The following is an 18,576-nucleotide window of genomic DNA, read 5'->3' as shown; positions in this document are numbered from 1 at the left end:
ACGTCCGAGGAGGGCGTCATGATCGTAAGGATCATGGGGGAGGGGCAGGTGAAGCTGGCCGACGGCCACTTCGCCGAGTTGAACAAGCTGGACGACGAACTGCTCGAAGAGATGGAGGGCGGCGACGAGCCCGGCTTCCGCCGCACGCTGCACGCCCTCCTCGACAAGGTCCGCGAACTGGGGGAACCCCTCCCCGACGACGCCCTCGAACCTTCGGAACTCATCCTCCCCGCCCCGGACGCCACCCTCGCGGAAGTCCGCGACATGCTCTCCGACGACGGCCTGATCCCCGGCTGACGCCCCGTCCCCCCCCAAGCCCCCGGGGGCCGGGGGTGACGTCAACCCCCGCGCCCTGAACCCGCTTTCCGTTCCCCCCGCCGGACGGCGCCCCGTACCGTTTAGCCGTGACCAACTTTGAACGGTGCCGCGGCTGGGCCAGAACGCACCCGTTGGCCGTGGACGCAGTCCTCGCGGCCGCCGCCCTCGTCTTCATGGTCATCGGCTCCTTCGCCGAGCCTTACGGGGAGCAGGGCTCCAGCTGGAACGTGCACGCCCCGAGCACCATGAGCATCGTCCTCATGGTCGTCGGCGCGGCCGCCCTCGTCTTCCGCCGCCGCGCCCCGTGGGCGGTGCTCGCCGCCACCTCCGCGTTCTCCATCGTGGAGCTGGTGTCGACCGGCCCCCGCGCGCCGGTCGTGATGTGCGCCGTCGTCGCCCTGTACACCGTGGCGGCCCGCACCAACCGCCCCACCACCTGGCGCATCGGCCTGATCACCGTGGCCGGGCTCACCGGCGTCGCCATGGTCGCGGGGCCCCTGCCCTGGTACGGCCAGGAGAACCTCGGCATCTTCGCCTGGACCGGCATGGCCGCCGCCGTGGGCGACGCGGTGCGCAGCCGCCGCGCCTTCGTCGACGCCATCAGGGAGCGCGCCGAGCGGGCCGAGCGCACCCGTGAGGAGGAGGCCCGGCGCCGGGTCGCCGAGGAGCGGCTGCGCATCGCCCGCGACCTGCACGACGTCGTCGCCCACCACATCGCCCTGGTCAACGTCCAGGCGGGGGTCGCGGCGCACGTCATGGACAAGCGGCCGGACCAGGCGAAGGAGGCCCTCGCGCACGTCCGCGAGGCCAGCAGGTCCGCGCTCGGCGAGCTGCGCGCGACCGTCGGCCTGCTGCGGCAGAACGGCGACCCGGAGGCCCCCACGGAGCCCGCCCCCGGCCTGGCCCGCCTCGACGACCTCGTCGACACCTTCCGGCACGCGGGCCTGCCCGTGGAGGTGGCCCGCGGCGACAGCGGCCAGCCGCCCCCCGCCGCCGTGGACCTGGCGGCGTACCGCATCATCCAGGAGGCGCTGACGAACGTGCAGAAGCACGGGGGCGAGCGGGCCAGGGCGGAGGTCAGCGTGGTGCGGGTGGGGCCGAACCTGGAGATCACGGTGCTCGACGACGGCGCGGGCGACGACGCGCAGCCCGTCGACGACCCCGACCGCGGCGGCGGACACGGGCTCCTCGGCATGCGGGAGCGCGTCAGCGCGCTCGGCGGGCGGTGCAGTGCGGGGCCCCGCTACGGAGGTGGTTTCCGCGTACATGCGATCCTGCCGGTCACGACCGTGAAACAGGGCGGCCGGGAGCACAGCCCGGCCAGGGGAGGGACCGCGTGACGATCCGGGTGCTGCTCGCCGACGACCAGGCGCTGTTGCGCAGCGCGTTCAAGGTCCTCGTCGACTCCGAACCGGACATGGAGGTCGTCGGCGAGGCCTCCGACGGCGCCCAGGCCGTGCGTCTCGCGAAGGCCGAGGCGGCCGACGTCGTCCTGATGGACATCCGCATGCCGGGCACGGACGGCCTGGCCGCGACCCGGATGATCAGCGAGGACCCGGCGCTCTCCCACGTACGTGTGGTGATGCTGACGACCTTCGAGGTCGACGAGTACGTGGTGCAGTCCCTGCGGGCGGGGGCGTCCGGATTCCTCGGCAAGGGCGCCGAGCCCGACGAACTCCTCGGCGCCATCCGGATCGCGGCCGCGGGCGAGGCGCTTCTGTCGCCCACCGCGACGAAGGGGCTCATCGCCAAGTTCCTGGCGCAGAGCGACGGTTCGGACGGTGACGCGCCCGGCCGCGGCGAGCGCCTCGACGCGCTCACCGGACGCGAGCGCGAGGTCCTCGTCCAGGTCGCGGGCGGCCTGTCGAACGACGAGATCGCCGAGCGCCTGGAAGTCAGCCCGCTGACCGTGAAGACCCATGTGAACCGGGCCATGGCGAAGCTGGGCGCCCGCGACCGGGCCCAACTCGTCGTGATCGCCTACGAGTCGGGCCTCGTACGGCCGCGCGGCGACTGACGCCGTACAGCCGCCGGGCAGCGGCCGTACGGCGCACCGGCTACGGCAGCGCCAGCATCCGCTCAAGCGCCAGCTTCGCGAACTGCTCGGTCTCGCGGTCGACCTCGATGCGGTTGACGAGCTTGCCGTCGGCCAGGGACTCCAGGGCCCACACCAGGTGCGGCAGGTCGATGCGGTTCATGGTGGAGCAGAAGCACACCGTCTTGTCGAGGAAGACGATCTCCTTGCCCTCCGGCGCGAACCGGTTGGCCAGGCGGCGCACCAGGTTCAGCTCGGTGCCGATGGCCCACTTGGAGCCCGCCGGGGCGGCCTCCAGGGTCTTGATGATGTGCTCGGTCGAGCCGACGTGGTCCGCCGCCGCCACGACCTCGTGCTTGCACTCGGGGTGGACCAGGACGTTCACGCCGGGTATGCGGGCCCGGACGTCCTCGACCGACTCCAGCGAGAAGCGGCCGTGCACGGAGCAGTGGCCGCGCCACAGGATCATCTTCGCGGCGCTCAGCCGCTCGGCGGTCAGGCCGCCGTTCGGCTTGTGCGGGTTGTAGACGACGCAGTCGTCCAGGGACATCCCGAGGTCGCGGACGGCGGTGTTGCGCCCGAGGTGCTGGTCCGGCAGGAAGAGGACCTTCTCGCCCTGCTCGAAGGCCCACTCCAGGGCCCGCTGGGCGTTCGACGACGTACAGATGGTGCCGCCGTGCTTGCCCGTGAACGCCTTGATGTCGGCGGAGGAGTTCATGTACGAGACGGGCACGACCTGCTCGGCGACGCCGGCCTCGGTCAGCACGTCCCAGCACTCCGCGACCTGCTCGGCCGTGGCCATGTCGGCCATCGAGCAGCCCGCGGCCAGGTCCGGGAGCACGACCTTCTGGTCGTCGGTGGTCAGGATGTCCGCGGACTCGGCCATGAAGTGCACGCCGCAGAAGACGATGTACTCGGCGTCCGGCCGGGCGGCCGCGTCCTTGGCCAGCTTGAACGAGTCGCCGGTGACGTCCGCGAACTGGATGACCTCGTCGCGCTGGTAGTGGTGGCCGAGCACGAAGACCTTGTCGCCGAGCTTCTCCTTGGCGGCGCGGGCGCGCTCCACCAGGCCGGGGTCCGACGGCGAGGGCAGGTCGCCCGGGCACTCCACACCGCGCTCGCTCCTCGGGTCGGCCTCGCGGCCGAGCAGCAGGAGGGCGAGCGGGGTCGGCTCGACGCCGAGGTCCACGGGGGCCGCGGGGGATTGGGCGGTGGTCACGTCACGCACCCTTTCTGTTCTGCAGACGATGCCTTTTCGTCTAATTGACGTTATCTATCATAACTGCTTCACGTCAGTTTGACGATGGCCATAGTGTCGATGTGACGCATCCCCTGTGTGTCCCCGTGTGCGAGCATGGGAATGAATTCGCGGCCACACCGGTTGGAACCGGTCGGCAAGCAGTCTCCGTACTACCCGGGAGCGATGTAGATGTCCGTATCGGACGAGACCACCACCGTCACCGACGGCATCATCCTGACCGACGCCGCCGCGGCCAAGGTCAAGGCCCTGCTCGACCAGGAAGGCCGTGAGGACCTGGCACTGCGCGTCGCCGTTCAGCCCGGCGGCTGCTCGGGTCTGCGTTACCAGCTCTTCTTCGACGAGCGCGCGCTCGACGGCGACGTCGTCAAGGAGTTCGGCACCGTCAAGGTCGTCACCGACCGCATGAGCGCCCCCTACCTGGGCGGCGCCTCCATCGACTTCGTCGACACCATCGAGAAGCAGGGCTTCACGATCGACAACCCGAACGCCACGGGTTCCTGCGCCTGCGGCGACTCCTTCAGCTAGACCGTGCGGACGAAGGCGGCGGCTCCCCTCGGGGGAGCCGCCGCCTTCGGCGTGTCCGGAGCCCGTCCGGCCCGCGGGGGCTACGACCGCGGCGCGGGCTCGCCCTTCGCCACGCCCTCGGCGCGCGGCACCGCCGTGCCGCCGGGCGTGACGACCTTCCGGTCACCGAGCGGCTTGTCCAGGGTCACGGGCGGCGTGTAGAACTTCGCGAGCGCGATGCACACCTTGCCCTTCTCCTCCGTCGCGGTGACCTTCACGGCGACCTGTGCGCCGCTCTCCCGCGCCGACGCCTCGTACGTGCCGCACACCCCGCCCGTGAAGTGCACGGTCAGCGTCCGCCCCGACGCGGTGTAGCCGTCGACCTTGATGTCGCTGGTGTAGGTGTCGCCCTTGGTGTCCGGCTTCGGCTTCGGCTCGGGGTCGCCCGGCGCCCCGGGCGCCGTCAGATACGCGGGGTCCACCGCCGGGTGCTGCACCGTGGAGGAGTCCCGCGCGCCCTGCGGCCTGGCCTCGAACAGCCACGACGGCACGAGCGTCTGCCGCCCGGCCACGAAGTGCGCGGCCAGGCCGAACGTGGCGCCCTCCACGGCGATCGGCTCCTGCTTCGGCGGCACGGTCGGCGGGCAGCGCACCTCGTCGCGCCGGGCGACCCCGTCACCCTTGTTGCTCTTGTCGCTCTTGTCACCCCGGTGCGGCACCGGTGTCGCACAGCCGCCGATGCTCACGCCGCCGCCCTTGCCCGACGCGTTCAGCAGGGCGAGGGCCTCGGCCGCGCCCACGACCGGATACGTCGCGCCCTTGTGCGGCTTCGCGAGCTGGCCGCTGGCGCCCACCACCTCGCCGTCCGGGCCCACCTGGATGCCGGTCGACCAGCCGTACGTCGGCAGGCCGTCCACCTCGGGGTCGGCGTTCACCACCCGCACGGAGCCCATGAGCTGGCGCGCGTCCAGCTTGGCGCTGTCCTGGCCGATGGCCTTCAGGACGGGCGCGGCGGCCGCCTTCGCGTCCCGCACGCTGACCGGAGTGCCGCCGTCCAGCTCCGTACCGGTCCTGGGCGGGCACGGCTTGCCCTTCAGGCAGTTGTCGCCGCCGCCGGGCTCGGACCGGGTGAACGACCAGGTGCCGGGGGCCTTGCGGGACACCTGGAGCGAGGGGCCCGAGCCGTCGTTCGCCGGGCCGAGCCGCCAGGAGTCGCCCTGCGCGGTCGGCGTGCCGGACAGGCCGAGCGCCTTGGCGAGCCGGGTCACCCGGTCCTTGCCGACCTCGCCGCGCGGCTCGTACACGGCGGCCTCGTCGGGGCCGTCGGGCAGCTCGCCCACGGCCCGGTAGGTCACGCCCGAGGGGTCGGGCTCGCCCGGGGCGATGCCTTCGGACGTGGTGGTGCCGCCCCCGCCGTTCGTCCCGTCCGTGCGATCCGTCCCGGAATCGGAGTGTCCGCCTGATCCGTCCGCGTACCCGCCCAGGGCGAGCGGCGGGGGCGGCCCGCCGTCGCCCGCCGGGCTGTCGTCCTTGCCGGAGGGGTCCATGGCGAGATAGGCCCCGCCGCCGCCCGCCAACAGGACCGCGGCCGCCACCGACGCGACCACCAGCGAGGGCCGTCGCCGCCGTCCGTCCTGTGCCTGCTCGGTGCTCACCGCATCGCTCCTTCGCGTGCCCGGCCGTCCTCACGAGCCTGCACGGCGATCCGTCACGGCGCACGCGCGCCGCGGCGTCCCGTCGTACATGACATCCCCCCGACGGGGGACGGCGATGGGACGCGGCGGGGGAGCGACCGGTTCCCTCGACCCGTCCCGGGCCCCTCGCGTCCCAGCCCGGTGCGCCTCCCGTCCCGTGCGCCTCAGTCCCCGTACTCGGACATCCCGTCGAGGAGGCGCGCGGACGCGGCCGGGACCGTCACGCCATGGATCCGGGACGGCGGTACGGGCGCCCCGGTGGGCACCGCGGGCACGGCCCAGTGCCGGACCATGCGCGTGCAAGCACCACGCAATGCCTCCCAGGTCTCGACTCCCTGCTCGGAAGCCTGCGGCGCTGCGCTGTCCTGCGGAAAGAGGGTCATACCGGAACCGTATGCACCGCTGAGCTCAAGGAGAAAGACCTACTATCGGGTATTTTCAGCCGTTCATCGTTCCGGGTCCGACCGGATAGCGTTAACCGTCAACCGCCCACGCGACGTCCGTCACCGCCTTGACCACGAGGGCGGTGCGCCGCCGCTACACGCCGCAGGAGCTTCCAGCCGTGCGTATCGCAGTCACCGGCTCCATCGCCACCGACCACCTGATGACCTTTCCCGGCCGCTTCGCCGACCAACTGGTCGCCGACCAACTGCACACGGTCTCCCTCTCGTTCCTCGTCGACGCCCTCGATGTCCGCCGTGGTGGCGTCGGCGCCAACATCTGCTTCGGCATGGGCCAGCTGGGCACCCGGCCCGTCCTGGTCGGCGCCGCGGGCCCCGACTTCGACGAGTACCGCGCCTGGCTCGACCGGCACAACGTGGACACCGAGTCGGTGCGCATCTCCGAGACGCTGCACACCGCCCGCTTCGTCTGCACCACGGACGCCGACCACAACCAGATCGGCTCCTTCTACACCGGCGCGATGAGCGAGGCCCGCCTCATCGAGCTCAAGACCGTCGCCGACCGCGTGGGCGGTCTCGACCTCGTGCTGATCGGCGCCGACGACCCCGAGGCGATGCTGCGCCACACCGAGGAGTGCCGCAGCCGGGACATCCCCTTCGCCGCGGACTTCTCCCAGCAGATCGCCCGCATGAACGGCGACGAGATCCGCACCCTCATGGACGGCGCCACGTACCTCTTCTCCAACGAGTACGAGAAGGGCCTCATCGAGTCCAAGACCGGCTGGTCCGACGAGGAGATCCTGGGCAAGGTCGGGCACCGGGTGACCACCCTCGGCGCCAAGGGCGTGCGCATCGAGACCGCCGGGCAGGACCCGATCGAGGTCGGCGTGCCGCAGGAGGAGGCCAAGGTCGAGCCGACGGGCGTGGGCGACGCCTTCCGCGCCGGGTTCCTCTCCGGGCTGATCTGGGGCGTGTCGCACGAGCGGGCGGCGCAGGTGGGCTGCATGCTCGCGACGCTGGTCATCGAGACGACGGGCACGCAGGAGTACGAGCTGCGGCGCAGCTCGTTCATGGACCGCTTCGCCGTGGCCTACGGCGAGGCCGCCGCCGCGGAGGTCCGCACCCACCTGGCCTGACCCCGGGCCGGTCCTCATCCGCCCGCCCCTGAGGGGGCGGGCGGACGGCGACGGCGCTCGGCCGAGGCCATCCAGCCCGTCCGGCGTCTGAGGACGAGGCGCGAAGCGCCGACGGAAGGGTGGACGGGGGAGAGGGCCTCAGGCGCGGCGGCGTACGACATAGGCGGTGCCGAGCCCCCGGGGCTCGGCACCCACGTACTCCTGGCCCTGTGTCCAGCACCACGCCGGGATGTCCACGGCGGCCACCTCGTCGTCCGCCAGGACGGTCACCGTGCCGCCGGTCCGTACCCGCGGCAGCGCCTTGGCCAGCTCGATGACGGGGTGCGGGCAGCGCTCGCCCAGGGCGTCGACGGTGAGCTCGTCGAGCGCGTCGGCCGGAGCCGCGTCGGACACCGGCGCGCCCAGCGTCGCGCGGACCCGGGCGACGGCGTCCGGCAGCACCTCCAGGAACCGCTCCACCTCCGCCTCGCCCGTGCCGAGCGGCAGCGACACCCGTACGTTGCCCTCGCTGAGCACCCCCATCGCCTTGAGGACATGGCTCGGCGTGAGCGTGCTGCTGGTACAGGAGGACCCGGAGGAGACGGAGAACCCGGCCCGGTCCAGCTCGTGCAGGAGCGACTCCCCGTCGACGTAGAGACAGGAGAAGGTGACCAGGTGCGGAAGACGCCGCGCGGGGTCGCCGACGACCTGTACGTCCGGTACGAGGCCGGGCACCCGGGCCCGGATCCGCCCGGTCAGCTCGCGCAGCCGGGCCTCCTCGGCCGCCGCCTCGGCCCGCACCGCCCGCAGCGCCGCGGCGGCCGACACGATCGCCGGGATGTTCTCGAACCCGGCCGACCGGCCCGACTCCCGCTCGTCCACCGGCCCTTGGGGCGCGAATCGCACACCCTTGCGGACCGCGAGGAGCCCCACGCCGGACGGGCCGCCCCACTTGTGCGCGCTCGCCGTGAGCAGCGACCAGGGCCCGTCCACCGGCCCCCACGCCAGCGACTGCGCCGCGTCCACGAGCAGCGGCACTCCGGCCGCCCGGCACGCCGCCGCGACCTCGGCCACCGGCTGCCGGGTGCCGACCTCGTGGTTGGCGGACTGCAGACAGGCGAGCGCGGTGTCGTCGCGGAGCGCGGCCGCGTACGCCGAGGCGTCCACCGCCCCCGCGCGGTCCACGTCCACCTCGGTCACCGTGCCGCCCGCCCGCTCGTGCGCCGCGGCCGAATGGAGTACGGCGGAGTGCTCCACCGCGGACACCACCAGGTGCCGCCCCGCGCGCCGCCGCCCGGCCAGGGCTCCCGCCACGCCGTCGTACAGCGCCCGCGTCCCGGACGTGGTGAACACCAGCTCGTCCGGGCGGCAGCCCACGGCCTCGGCGGCCGCCTCCCGCGCCGCGTCAAGCAGCAGCCGCGCCCGCCGTCCTTCCCGGTACAACCGGGAGGGATCCGCCCACCCCTCGTCCAGGGCGGCCTGCAGGGCCTGACGGGCCACGGGATGGAGGGGGGCGGACGAGGCCGCGTCGAAGTAGGACACGCGGCAACGCTAAGACCTCCGGCCGGGCGACCGGGTCCCGAGGCCCCGTCAGAAGGCGGCCCCGGAGGGGCAACCGCCCCCCTTCGGAGTGACCCGCGGCGCGTTAGGCACCCTCCCCGCGCGACCCCAAATAGCGTCCAGTAGGGTTTGGTCCGCATAAACATCCAAACCCCTGCCCGACGCAGGGCGGCGACCGACCAGCGAGAAGGCCGCAGCCGAACCGCGCGGGCGAGACTCTCGGGAAGGCGCTACGTGAGTCCCAACGGCTCCGACCGCTCGCCGCGGCGCCCGATGCGGCGGAAGCTGCTGCAGGCACTGACTGCGGGCCTGGTCCTGGTAACCGCCACCGGTTGCACATACAAGGACTTTCCCCGCCTGGGTATGCCGACCCCGGTCACGGAGGAGGCTCCGCGGATCCTCTCCCTCTGGCAGGGCTCGTGGGCGGCTGCGCTCGCCACGGGCGTGCTGGTCTGGGGCCTGATCCTGTGGAGCGTCATCTTCCACCGGCGCAGCCGCACCAAGGTGGAGGTCCCTCCGCAGACCCGTTACAACATGCCCATCGAGGCGCTGTACACGGTCGTCCCCCTCATCATCGTCTCGGTGCTGTTCTACTTCACCGCCCGTGACGAATCGAAGCTCCTCGCGCTCGACGACAAGCCGGCCCACACCATCAATGTGGTCGGCTACCAGTGGAGCTGGGGCTTCAACTACATCGAGGACGTTCCGGGCTCCGACAAGGGCGACGCCAAGACGTCCAAGGACCTCGACGCCATTCCGGACCGCTTCCGCAAGGACTTCCCGGCGAACGCCGGCGGCGTCTACGAGGTCGGTACGCCCGGCGAGCGGAACCCGCAGAACGGCAACCCCGGTCCGACCCTCTGGCTCCCCAAGGGCGAGAAGGTCCGCTTCGTTCTGACTTCGCGTGACGTCATCCACTCCTTCTGGGTGGTGCCGTTCCTCATGAAGCAGGACGTCATTCCGGGCCACACCAACGCCTTCGAGGTGACTCCCAACAAGGAGGGCACCTTCATGGGCAAGTGCGCCGAGCTCTGCGGCGTCGACCACTCCCGGATGCTCTTCAACGTCAAGGTCGTCTCCCCCGAGCGCTACAAGAAGCACCTCGAAGACCTCGCGAAGAAGAACCAGACCGGTTACATCCCGGCCGGCATCGAGCAGACGGGCCACGAGAAGAACCGGGAGACGAACAACCTGTGAGCATCCTCAACGAACCCCAGGGTGCCGCCGCAGCGAACGACTCGTACGAGGACGAGCTGCCGGTCAGGCGCAAGCAGCCGGGAAACGTCGTCATCAAGTGGCTGACCACCACTGACCACAAGACGATCGGCACGCTCTATCTGGTCACGTCGTTCGCGTTCTTCTGCATCGGCGGTGTGATGGCGCTCTTCATGCGCGCCGAGCTCGCCCGTCCCGGCACGCAGATCATGTCGAACGAGCAGTTCAACCAGGCGTTCACGATGCACGGCACGATCATGCTGCTGATGTTCGCGACGCCGCTGTTCGCGGGCTTCGCGAACTGGATCATGCCGCTCCAGATCGGCGCTCCCGACGTCGCCTTCCCGCGACTGAACATGTTCGCCTACTGGCTGTACCTGTTCGGCTCGCTGATCGCGGTCGGCGGCTTCCTCACGCCGAACGGCGCGGCCGACTTCGGCTGGTTCGCCTACAGCCCGCTGTCGGACGCGGTCCGCTCCCCGGGCATCGGCGCGGACATGTGGATCATGGGTCTGGCCTTCTCCGGCTTCGGCACGATCCTCGGCTCGGTCAACTTCATCACCACGATCATCTGCATGCGCGCGCCCGGCATGACCATGTTCCGCATGCCGATCTTCACCTGGAACGTGCTGCTGACCGGTGTGCTCGTCCTGCTCGCCTTCCCGGTCCTGGCGGCCGCGCTGTTCGCCCTGGAGGCGGACCGCAAGTTCGGTGCCCAGATCTTCGATCCGGCCAATGGCGGGGCCTTGCTCTGGCAACACCTCTTCTGGTTCTTCGGCCATCCAGAGGTGTACATCATCGCCCTACCATTCTTCGGAATCATTTCCGAGGTCATTCCGGTCTTCTCCCGGAAGCCGATGTTCGGCTACATGGGCCTGGTCGGCGCGACCATCGCGATCGCCGGTCTGTCGGTGACGGTGTGGGCGCACCACATGTACGTCACAGGCGGCGTGCTCCTGCCGTTCTTCTCCTTCATGACGTTCCTCATCGCGGTACCGACCGGTGTGAAGTTCTTCAACTGGATCGGCACGATGTGGAAGGGCTCGCTGAGCTTCGAGACCCCGATGCTCTGGGCGGTCGGCTTCCTGATCACCTTCACCTTCGGTGGTCTGACCGGCGTCATCCTGGCCTCGCCGCCGATGGACTTCCACGTCTCCGACTCGTACTTCGTGGTCGCGCACTTCCACTACGTCATCTTCGGCACCGTGGTGTTCGCGATGTTCTCCGGCTTCCACTTCTGGTGGCCGAAGTTCACCGGCAAGATGCTCGACGAGCGGCTCGGCAAGATCACGTTCTGGACGCTCTTCATCGGCTTCCACGGCACGTTCCTCGTCCAGCACTGGCTGGGCGCCGAGGGCATGCCGCGCCGCTACGCGGACTACCTGGACGCCGACGGCTTCACCGCCCTGAACACGATCTCGACGATCGCCTCGTTCCTGCTCGGCCTGTCGATCCTGCCGTTCTTCTACAACGTGTGGAAGACCGCCAAGTACGGCAAGAAGGTCGAGGTCGACGACCCGTGGGGCTACGGCCGCTCGCTCGAGTGGGCGACGTCCTGCCCGCCGCCGCGGCACAACTTCCTCACCCTGCCGCGGATCCGCTCCGAATCCCCGGCGTTCGACCTGCACCACCCTGAGATCGCCGCGCTCGACCAGCTGGAGAACGCCGGTCACGGTGAGAAGGCTGCCGTGGCCGGTGGCAAGGAGGCCGGCAAGTGAAGATCCAGGGCAAGATGTTCATCTGGCTGAGCGTCTTCGTACTGGCCATGGCGATCGTCTATGGCTGGTGGTCGAAGGAGCCCGCCGGAACCACCGCGCTCTTCCTGGCCTTCGGCCTGTGCATCATGATCGGCTACTACCTGGCCTTCACGGCCCGGCGAGTCGACGCTGCCGCGCAGGACAACAAGGAGGCGGACGTCGCGGACGAGGCCGGCGAGGTGGGCTTCTTCAGCCCGCACAGCTGGCAGCCGCTGTCCCTGGCCGTCGGTGGCGCGCTCGCCTTCATGGGCGTCGTCTTCGGCTGGTGGCTGATGTACTTCTCGGCTCCGATGATCCTCATCGGTCTGTGGGGCTGGGTCTTCGAGTACTACCGCGGCGAGAACCAGAACCAGTAGGGACTCCCGCCGCACCCCAGGGGCCCGGACACTCCGTCAGGAGCGTCCGGGCCCCTGGCCGTTTCCGCCGCCGCCCCGCGTCCGCCTTCCGGGTGAACCCTCGTACGGGTCACTCACCGCGCACGGCGTGTCATACCTTCATACCGTGTGGTCATGAGCCACTCTCCGCGAATCCGCACGGTACTGAGCTGCACCCTCCTTGTGGTCGCCGTCGGCACGGTCACCACGGCCTGCGGGGCTGGCGGCCATCCGCTCTCGGCGAAGCCGTACGACGCGGCGGGCCAGATCGCCTTCAACGGCCCCGCGGGCAGCAGCGGGAAGGCCGACCCGGACAAGCCCCTCGAAGTCACCGCACAGGGCGACGACGGGCGCATCACGGACGTCACGGCCACCGACGAGCAGGGCCGCTACGTGGCGGGCGAACTCTCCGCCGACGGCACCCGCTGGCACAGCACGGTCCCCCTGGCGGCGGGTGCCCACTACACCGTGCGGGTGAGCACGGAGGACGACGAGGGCTCGCCCGGCCGCAAGGTCCTGGCCCTCGACACCGCGGCGGCCGCCAAGAAGAGCCGGCTGAAGGTCACCTTCGGCCCGGAGGCGGGCAAGTACGGCGTCGGCCAGCCCGTCACCGCCAAGCTCAGCGCCCCCGTCAAGGCCAAGGCGGCCAGGGCCGTCGTCGAACGGGCGCTCAAGGTCCGCTCACAGCCCGCGACGGAGGGCTCCTGGCACTGGGTGGACAGCAGGACGCTGCACTACCGCCCCAAGGAGTTCTGGCCCACCCACGCCACCATCGAGGCGCACAGCAACCTGGAGGGCGTGAAGGTCACCGACAAGCTGTGGGGCGCCGGGTCCAAGCCCCTGAAGCTGACCACCGGCGACAAGGTCGTGGCCGTCACGGACGCCGCCTCGCACTGGATGACGGTCTACCGCAACGGCGAGGAGATCAACTCCATCCCGGTCACCACCGGCAAGCCCGGATACTCCACGCGCAACGGCATCAAGGTGGTGCTCGGCAAGGAGTACGCCGTACGGATGACCAGCGCCAGCATCGGCGCATCGGACTTCTACGACAAGATGGTCTATTACGCCACGAGGGTCACCGACAGCGGCGAATACATCCACGCGGCCCCCTGGTCGGTGGACTCCCAGGGCTACGCCAACACCAGCCACGGCTGCACCGGCATGAGCACGGGCAACGCCGCCTGGTTCTACGAGACGGTCCGCCAGGGCGACATCGTCGAGGTCGTCAACAGCTACGGCGCCGACATGGACCACTTCGGCAACGGCTACGGCGACTGGAACGTCCCCTGGAAGTCCTGGCGCAAGGGCAGCGCCCTCCTGGCGGACACCAAGGCGGGCCGCGCGGCACTGGCGGCGACCCGCCTGCGCCCCCAGTCCGCGTAGGGGGGGGGCGGGCGGGAGCGGGGCTCCTAGGCGCTCAGGGCGGCCCTGGAGCGCAGCAGGGAGGCCAGGGCGGCGGCGAACTCCACCGGCTCGACCGGCAGGGTCACCGCCGCCTCCGCGCGGCTCCAGGTGGCCAGCCAGGCGTCCTGCGGCCGCCCCATGAGCAGCAGCACGGGCGGGGCCTGGAAGACCTCGTCCTTGATCTGGCGGCAGACGCCCATGCCCCCCGCGGGCACGGCCTCGCCGTCGAGCACGCACACGTCGATGCCGCCGTGGTCGAGCTCCTTCAGGACCGCGGGCAGCGTCGCGCACTCGACGAAGCGGACTTCGGGGACGTCGACGGCCGGCCTGCGCCCGGCCGCGAGGCGGACCTGTTCCCGGGTGCTCGCGTCATCGCTGTAGATCAACACTGTGGCGGTCGGCTGCATGGTTCCTCCGCTTCGTCGAGGGATCTCGCGCGGATGCTACTCCTCCCGACACCCCGTCAACACCGGTTCGGACAGTGCCGCGATGGGCCATCCGGGCAGGACACAGGCCGCAGACACTCCGAACGGCACCCCCCGGGGTGAGGGCGGGATAAGCGACCGACATAATGTCGGTCGTGGCGACAGCAACGACAGTAGACACCGGGCACGCGCACCCGCCGGTCAATCGACCGAACCTCACCAGCGTCGGAACCATCATCTGGCTGAGTTCCGAGCTGATGTTCTTCGCGGCCCTCTTCGCGATGTACTTCACCCTGCGATCGGTGACCGGTCCCGACCACTGGAAGGAAATGGCCGATGCCCTGAACTTCCCGTTCTCGGCGACCAACACCACGATCCTGGTGCTTTCCTCTCTCACCTGTCAGCTCGGCGTGTTCGCCGCCGAGCGCGGTGACGTGAAGAAGCTCCGGATGTGGTTCATCGTCACCTTCATCATGGGTGCGATCTTCATCGGCGGCCAGGTCTTCGAGTACACCGAGCTGGTCAAGCACGAGGGCCTTTCGCTCTCGTCCGACCCGTACGGCTCGGTCTTCTACCTGACCACCGGCTTCCACGGACTGCATGTGACGGGCGGTCTCATCGCCTTCCTGCTGGTCCTCGGCCGTACGTACGCGGCCAGGAGGTTCACCCACGAGCAGGCGACCGCCGCCATCGTCGTGTCCTACTACTGGCACTTCGTCGATGTCGTCTGGATCGGCCTCTTCGCCACGATCTACATGATCAAGTAGTCGGCGCCGGGGTCGGGGCGGCACCGCGTCGCCCGCAGAGCCCGACGTACCGACACATTCCAGAAGCATCGACGCAGAAGATCCTGACACCGGGGTAATCCGTGAAAAAGCTCTCCGCACGACGACGCCATCCGCTGGCGGCGGTCGTCGTCCTACTCCTCGCGCTGGCGGCCACCGGGGGGCTGTACGCCGCGTTCGCGCCGGCGGACAAGGCGCAGGCCGACGAAACCGCTCAGTCCCTCGCCATCGACGAGGGCAAGAAGCTCTATGCCGTGGGCTGCTCCAGCTGCCACGGAACCGGCGGTCAGGGCTCGTCCGACGGCCCGAGCCTGGTCGGCGTGGGCGCTGCCGCTGTCGACTTCCAGGTCGGCACCGGCCGCATGCCGCTGCAGCAGCAGGGCGCCCAGGCGCCGAAGAAGAAGGTCATCTACAGCCAGGCCCAGATCGACCAGCTGGCCGCGTACGTCGCCTCGCTCGGCGCCGGCCCCTCCGTCCCGACCGAGAAGCAGGTCGACCCGAAGGGCGCCGACATCGCCAAGGGCGGCGAGCTGTTCCGCACCAACTGTGCCCAGTGCCACAACTTCACCGGTGAGGGTGGCGCGCTGACCCACGGCAAGTTCGCGCCGAGCCTCGAAGGCGTCAGCAAGAAGCACATCTACGAGGCCATGCAGACCGGCCCGCAGAACATGCCTTCCTTCCCCGACACGACCATGCCGGAGAAGAACAAGAAGGAAATCATCGCGTACATCGACGCGGTCAACAGCGAGAAGACCGAGAGCCCCGGCGGTCTCAAGCTGGGCGGTCTCGGACCGGTCAGCGAAGGCCTCTTCGCCTGGATCTTCGGCCTCGGCGCGCTGATCGCGGTCGCCGTGTGGGTCGCCGCCCGGACCGCAAAGGCCAAGAAGTCATGAGTAGCCAAGAAACCCCAGAAGAGAACCTGCCCAGCGAGCAGGAGTCCGCGCACGGCGCGGTGGCCGTCGCCGAGGACCCCTTCGCGGACCCGGGCCTGCCGCCGCACGAGCACCGCGTCCAGGACATCGACGAGAAGGCCGCCCGGCGCTCCGAGCGCACGGTCGCGATGCTCTTCACGATCTCGATGCTGGCGACCGTCGGCTTCATCGCCTCGTACGTGGCGTTCCCGGTCGACAAGAACGTCTACATCTGGCCGATCGGGCACATCAGCGCGCTGAACTTCGCGCTCGGCATGACCCTCGGCGTGGCGCTGTTCTGCATCGGCGCGGGCGCGGTCCACTGGGCCCGCACCCTGATGTCCGACGTCGAGGTCGCCGACGAGCGGCACGCGATCGAGGCCGAGCCCGAGGTCAAGGCCAAGGTCATGGCGGACTTCGCGGAGGGCGCGAAGGAGTCCCAGCTCGGCCGGCGCAAGCTGATCCGCAACACCATGTTCGGCGCGCTGACCCTGGTCCCGCTGTCCGGTGTCGTCCTGCTGCGTGACCTCGGTCCGCTGCCGGAGGACAAGCTGCGGCACACCCTGTGGTCCAAGGGCAAGCTGCTCGTGAACATGAACACGAACGAGCCGCTGCGTCCCTCCGACGTCGCCGTCGGCTCGCTCACCTTCGCCAAGCCGGAGGGCCTGGAGGAGCACGACCACGACTTCCAGACCCAGATCGCCAAGGCCGCCCTGATGATCGTCCGGCTCCAGCCCGACGACATCAAGGACAAGCGCGAGCTGGCGTGGTCGCACGAGGGCATCGTCGCGTACTCCAAGATCTGCACCCATGTGGGCTGCCCGATCTCCCTGTACGAGCAGCAGACGCACCACGTCCTCTGCCCGTGCCACCAGTCCACCTTCGACCTCTCCGACGGCGCCCGAGTCATCTTCGGCCCCGCCGGTCACGCCCTTCCGCAGCTGAAGATCGGCGTGAACGAGGAGGGCTACCTCGAGGCGCACGGCGACTTCGAAGAGCCCGTCGGTCCTGCCTTCTGGGAGCGCGGATGAGCACCGAGAACACCACGGCGACGGCGGCCCCGTCGACCGATTCACGCAAGAAAGCGCCCGCCGGTGAGCGGGTCGCGGACTGGGCCGACGGCCGCCTTGGGATCTACTCCCTGGCCAAGGCCAACATGCGCAAGATCTTCCCGGACCACTGGTCCTTCATGCTCGGTGAGATCTGCCTCTACAGCTTCATCATCATCATCCTCACGGGTGTGTACCTGACGCTGTTCTTCCACCCGTCGATGAACGAGGTGGAGTACCACGGCAGCTACGTGCCCCTGCAGGGCCAGCTGATGTCCGAGGCGTTCAACTCGACCATGCACATCTCCTTCGATGTGCGCGGTGGTCTGCTGATCCGGCAGATCCACCACTGGGCGGCGCTGATCTTCCTCGCCGGCATGTTCGTGCACATGATGCGCGTGTTCTTCACGGGTGCGTTCCGCAAGCCGCGTGAGGTCAACTGGCTGTTCGGCTTCCTGCTGTTCGTCCTCGGCATGTTCACCGGCTTCACCGGTTACTCGCTGCCCGACGACCTGCTCTCCGGCACCGGTGTCCGCTTCATGCAGGGCGCGGTCCTGTCCGTGCCGATCGTGGGCACGTACCTGTCGATGTTCCTCTTCGGCGGGGAGTTCCCCGGCGGTGACTTCGTCGCGCGGTTCTACTCGGTGCACATCCTGCTGCTGCCGGGCATCATGCTCGGCCTCGTGGTGGCGCACCTGATCCTGGTCTTCTACCACAAGCACACGCAGTTCGCGGGCCCCGGAAAGACCAACAAGAACGTCGTCGGCATGCCGCTCCTTCCGGTCTACATGGCCAAGGCCGGAGGCTTCTTCTTCCTGGTCTTCGGTGTCATCGCGGCCGTCGCGGCGATCGCCTCGATCAACCCGATCTGGGCCATCGGCCCGTACCGCCCGGACCAGGTGTCCACCGGCGCCCAGCCCGACTGGTACATGGGCTTCGCCGAGGGTCTGATCCGTGTCATGCCGGGCTGGGAGATCAACCTCTGGGGCCACACGCTGGTCCTCGGCGTGTTCATCCCGCTGGTCATCTTCCCGCTGGTCCTCGCGGCCATCGCCGTCTACCCGTTCATCGAGTCCTGGGTCACCGGCGACAAGCGCGAGCACCACATCCTGGACCGCCCGCGCAACGCCCCGACGCGGACCGCGTTCGGTGTCGCCTGGGTCACCGCGTACATGATCATGCTGGTCGGTGGCGGCAACGACCTGTGGGCCACGCACTTCCACCTGTCGATCAACGCCATCACCTGGTTCGTCCGGATCTTCTTCTTCGTCGGACCGGTCATCGCGTTCGTCGTCACCAAGCGGATCTGCCTGGGCCTCCAGCGCCGCGACAAGGACAAGGTGCTGCACGGGCGCGAGTCCGGCATCATCAAGCGCCTGCCGCACGGTGAGTTCATCGAGGTGCACGAGCCGCTCGACCAGGACCAGCTGCACACCCTCACCGCGCACGAGCAGTACAAGCCGCTCGAGATCGGCCCGACGGTCGACGAGAACGGCGTCGAGCGCAAGGTGACGGGCTCGCAGAAGCTGCGGGCGAAGCTGTCCAAGGGCATGTACGGCGAGGACGGCCAGATCCCGAAGCCGACGGTCGACGAGTACAAGGAGATCACGAGCGGCCACGGCCACCACTGACCCTTAGGTCCCAGACCGTTGCAGGTCGCCACGGCAAGAGCCCCGTCCAGGTGCTGGACGGGGCTCTTCGCCGTCCCCGGGCTGGATAGGGTGGGGGCACCCGCGGAGGCGGGACGGACCCCCTCGACGCACAC

The 18,576-nt window shown here is 69.8% G+C and carries 18 protein-coding genes; 13 read left to right on the top strand and 5 right to left on the bottom strand.

Annotated elements, in window-relative coordinates:
• Positions 1 to 18: 18 nt before the first annotated feature.
• The 3 genes from C9F11_RS12210 to C9F11_RS12200 all read left to right on the top strand — a co-directional run bounded on the left by C9F11_RS12210 (position 19) and on the right by C9F11_RS12200 (position 2,335).
• Positions 19 to 297, top strand: a complete 279-nt coding sequence (locus C9F11_RS12210) for a hypothetical protein (protein ID WP_138959307.1) — start codon at positions 19 to 21, stop codon at positions 295 to 297.
• A 107-nt stretch (positions 298 to 404) separates the two neighbouring features.
• Complete coding sequence (locus C9F11_RS12205) at positions 405 to 1,658, top strand: sensor histidine kinase (RefSeq protein WP_249401693.1); 1,254 nt, start codon at positions 405 to 407, stop codon at positions 1,656 to 1,658.
• The gene (locus C9F11_RS12200) at positions 1,655 to 2,335 is read left to right on the top strand and encodes a response regulator transcription factor (protein WP_138959306.1); all 681 of its coding nucleotides are present in this window, start codon (positions 1,655 to 1,657) and stop codon (positions 2,333 to 2,335) included. Before C9F11_RS12205 ends, C9F11_RS12200 begins: the two co-directional genes overlap by 4 nt.
• A gap of 40 nt (positions 2,336 to 2,375) precedes the next feature.
• On the opposite strand, the gene nadA is transcribed toward C9F11_RS12200, so the two are convergent.
• On the bottom strand, positions 2,376 to 3,572 hold the full coding sequence (nadA, locus tag C9F11_RS12195; RefSeq protein WP_138959305.1) for a quinolinate synthase NadA: 1,197 nt from the start codon (positions 3,570 to 3,572) through the stop codon (positions 2,376 to 2,378).
• Between the two features lie 210 nt (positions 3,573 to 3,782).
• On the opposite strand from nadA, the gene erpA reads away from it, so the two are divergent.
• Entirely contained in the window at positions 3,783 to 4,139 is a 357-nt protein-coding gene (gene erpA / locus C9F11_RS12190; protein WP_138959304.1) for an iron-sulfur cluster insertion protein ErpA, read from the top strand.
• Between the two features lie 80 nt (positions 4,140 to 4,219).
• Here the strand turns inward: erpA and C9F11_RS12185 are convergent, their stop codons facing one another.
• A complete protein-coding gene (locus tag C9F11_RS12185) occupies positions 4,220 to 5,773 on the bottom strand; it encodes a hypothetical protein (protein WP_138959303.1) in 1,554 nt (517 codons plus the stop codon).
• A 203-nt stretch (positions 5,774 to 5,976) separates the two neighbouring features.
• The gene (locus C9F11_RS12180) at positions 5,977 to 6,195 is read right to left on the bottom strand and encodes a hypothetical protein (protein ID WP_138959302.1); all 219 of its coding nucleotides are present in this window, start codon (positions 6,193 to 6,195) and stop codon (positions 5,977 to 5,979) included.
• A 179-nt stretch (positions 6,196 to 6,374) separates the two neighbouring features.
• Between C9F11_RS12180 and C9F11_RS12175 the strand changes: the two genes are divergently transcribed.
• Positions 6,375 to 7,349 (top strand): carbohydrate kinase family protein, encoded by a 975-nt coding sequence (locus tag C9F11_RS12175; RefSeq protein WP_138959301.1) that lies wholly within the window; start codon positions 6,375 to 6,377, stop codon positions 7,347 to 7,349.
• A 138-nt stretch (positions 7,350 to 7,487) separates the two neighbouring features.
• Here C9F11_RS12175 and C9F11_RS12170 read toward each other — a convergent pair whose 3' ends face one another.
• Complete coding sequence (locus tag C9F11_RS12170; protein ID WP_138959300.1) at positions 7,488 to 8,870, bottom strand: cysteine desulfurase/sulfurtransferase TusA family protein; 1,383 nt, start codon at positions 8,868 to 8,870, stop codon at positions 7,488 to 7,490.
• A 252-nt stretch (positions 8,871 to 9,122) separates the two neighbouring features.
• Here C9F11_RS12170 and coxB point away from each other — a divergent pair, with 252 nt between their 5' ends.
• From coxB to C9F11_RS12150, 4 genes are all read left to right on the top strand, one after another.
• Positions 9,123 to 10,085: a cytochrome c oxidase subunit II gene (gene coxB / locus C9F11_RS12165; RefSeq protein ID WP_138959299.1), complete on the top strand. Its 963-nt coding sequence runs from the start codon at positions 9,123 to 9,125 to the stop codon at positions 10,083 to 10,085.
• Positions 10,082 to 11,821, top strand: coding sequence for a cytochrome c oxidase subunit I (gene ctaD / locus C9F11_RS12160; protein WP_138959298.1), 1,740 nt, complete (start codon positions 10,082 to 10,084; stop codon positions 11,819 to 11,821). Before coxB ends, ctaD begins: the two co-directional genes overlap by 4 nt.
• Positions 11,818 to 12,216, top strand: coding sequence for a cytochrome c oxidase subunit 4 (locus tag C9F11_RS12155; RefSeq protein WP_138959297.1), 399 nt, complete (start codon positions 11,818 to 11,820; stop codon positions 12,214 to 12,216). Before ctaD ends, C9F11_RS12155 begins: the two co-directional genes overlap by 4 nt.
• 153 nt (positions 12,217 to 12,369) lie before the next feature.
• Positions 12,370 to 13,620, top strand: coding sequence for an Ig-like domain-containing protein (locus C9F11_RS12150; protein ID WP_138959296.1), 1,251 nt, complete (start codon positions 12,370 to 12,372; stop codon positions 13,618 to 13,620).
• A gap of 26 nt (positions 13,621 to 13,646) precedes the next feature.
• Here the strand turns inward: C9F11_RS12150 and C9F11_RS12145 are convergent, their stop codons facing one another.
• Complete coding sequence (locus C9F11_RS12145) at positions 13,647 to 14,048, bottom strand: response regulator transcription factor (RefSeq protein ID WP_138959295.1); 402 nt, start codon at positions 14,046 to 14,048, stop codon at positions 13,647 to 13,649.
• A gap of 164 nt (positions 14,049 to 14,212) precedes the next feature.
• Here C9F11_RS12145 and C9F11_RS12140 point away from each other — a divergent pair, with 164 nt between their 5' ends.
• The 4 genes from C9F11_RS12140 (at position 14,213) to C9F11_RS12125 (ending at position 18,442) form a co-directional block, all read left to right on the top strand.
• Entirely contained in the window at positions 14,213 to 14,833 is a 621-nt protein-coding gene (locus C9F11_RS12140) for a heme-copper oxidase subunit III (RefSeq protein ID WP_138959294.1), read from the top strand.
• 101 nt (positions 14,834 to 14,934) lie between these two features.
• Positions 14,935 to 15,744 (top strand): cytochrome c, encoded by an 810-nt coding sequence (locus C9F11_RS12135; protein ID WP_138959293.1) that lies wholly within the window; start codon positions 14,935 to 14,937, stop codon positions 15,742 to 15,744.
• A complete protein-coding gene (locus tag C9F11_RS12130) occupies positions 15,741 to 16,793 on the top strand; it encodes a Rieske 2Fe-2S domain-containing protein (protein ID WP_138959292.1) in 1,053 nt (350 codons plus the stop codon). The genes C9F11_RS12135 and C9F11_RS12130 overlap by 4 nt, the downstream gene beginning before the upstream one ends.
• Positions 16,790 to 18,442, top strand: a complete 1,653-nt coding sequence (locus tag C9F11_RS12125) for a ubiquinol-cytochrome c reductase cytochrome b subunit (protein WP_138959291.1) — start codon at positions 16,790 to 16,792, stop codon at positions 18,440 to 18,442. The genes C9F11_RS12130 and C9F11_RS12125 overlap by 4 nt, the downstream gene beginning before the upstream one ends.
• Positions 18,443 to 18,576 lie beyond the last annotated feature (134 nt).

This window comes from Streptomyces sp. YIM 121038, from assembly GCF_006088715.1.
GTDB lineage: Bacteria > Actinomycetota > Actinomycetes > Streptomycetales > Streptomycetaceae > Streptomyces.
The sequence above is the reverse complement of the archived record's forward strand: the minus strand, read 5'-3'. Positions and strand labels throughout refer to the sequence as shown.

Bases quoted from the DNA above. Each gene is read 5' to 3' on its own strand.
- C9F11_RS12210 (WP_138959307.1), top strand. From the start codon at position 19: ATGATCGTAAGGATCATGGGGGAGGGGCAGGTGAAGCTGGCCGACGGC.
- erpA (WP_138959304.1), top strand. From the start codon at position 3,783: ATGTCCGTATCGGACGAGACCACCACCGTCACCGACGGCATCATCCTG.
- C9F11_RS12180 (WP_138959302.1), bottom strand. From the start codon at position 6,195: ATGACCCTCTTTCCGCAGGACAGCGCAGCGCCGCAGGCTTCCGAGCAG.
- C9F11_RS12150 (WP_138959296.1), top strand. From the start codon at position 12,370: ATGAGCCACTCTCCGCGAATCCGCACGGTACTGAGCTGCACCCTCCTT.
- C9F11_RS12145 (WP_138959295.1), bottom strand. From the start codon at position 14,048: ATGCAGCCGACCGCCACAGTGTTGATCTACAGCGATGACGCGAGCACC.
- C9F11_RS12140 (WP_138959294.1), top strand. From the start codon at position 14,213: ATGTCGGTCGTGGCGACAGCAACGACAGTAGACACCGGGCACGCGCAC.
- C9F11_RS12130 (WP_138959292.1), top strand. From the start codon at position 15,741: ATGAGTAGCCAAGAAACCCCAGAAGAGAACCTGCCCAGCGAGCAGGAG.
- C9F11_RS12125 (WP_138959291.1), top strand. From the start codon at position 16,790: ATGAGCACCGAGAACACCACGGCGACGGCGGCCCCGTCGACCGATTCA.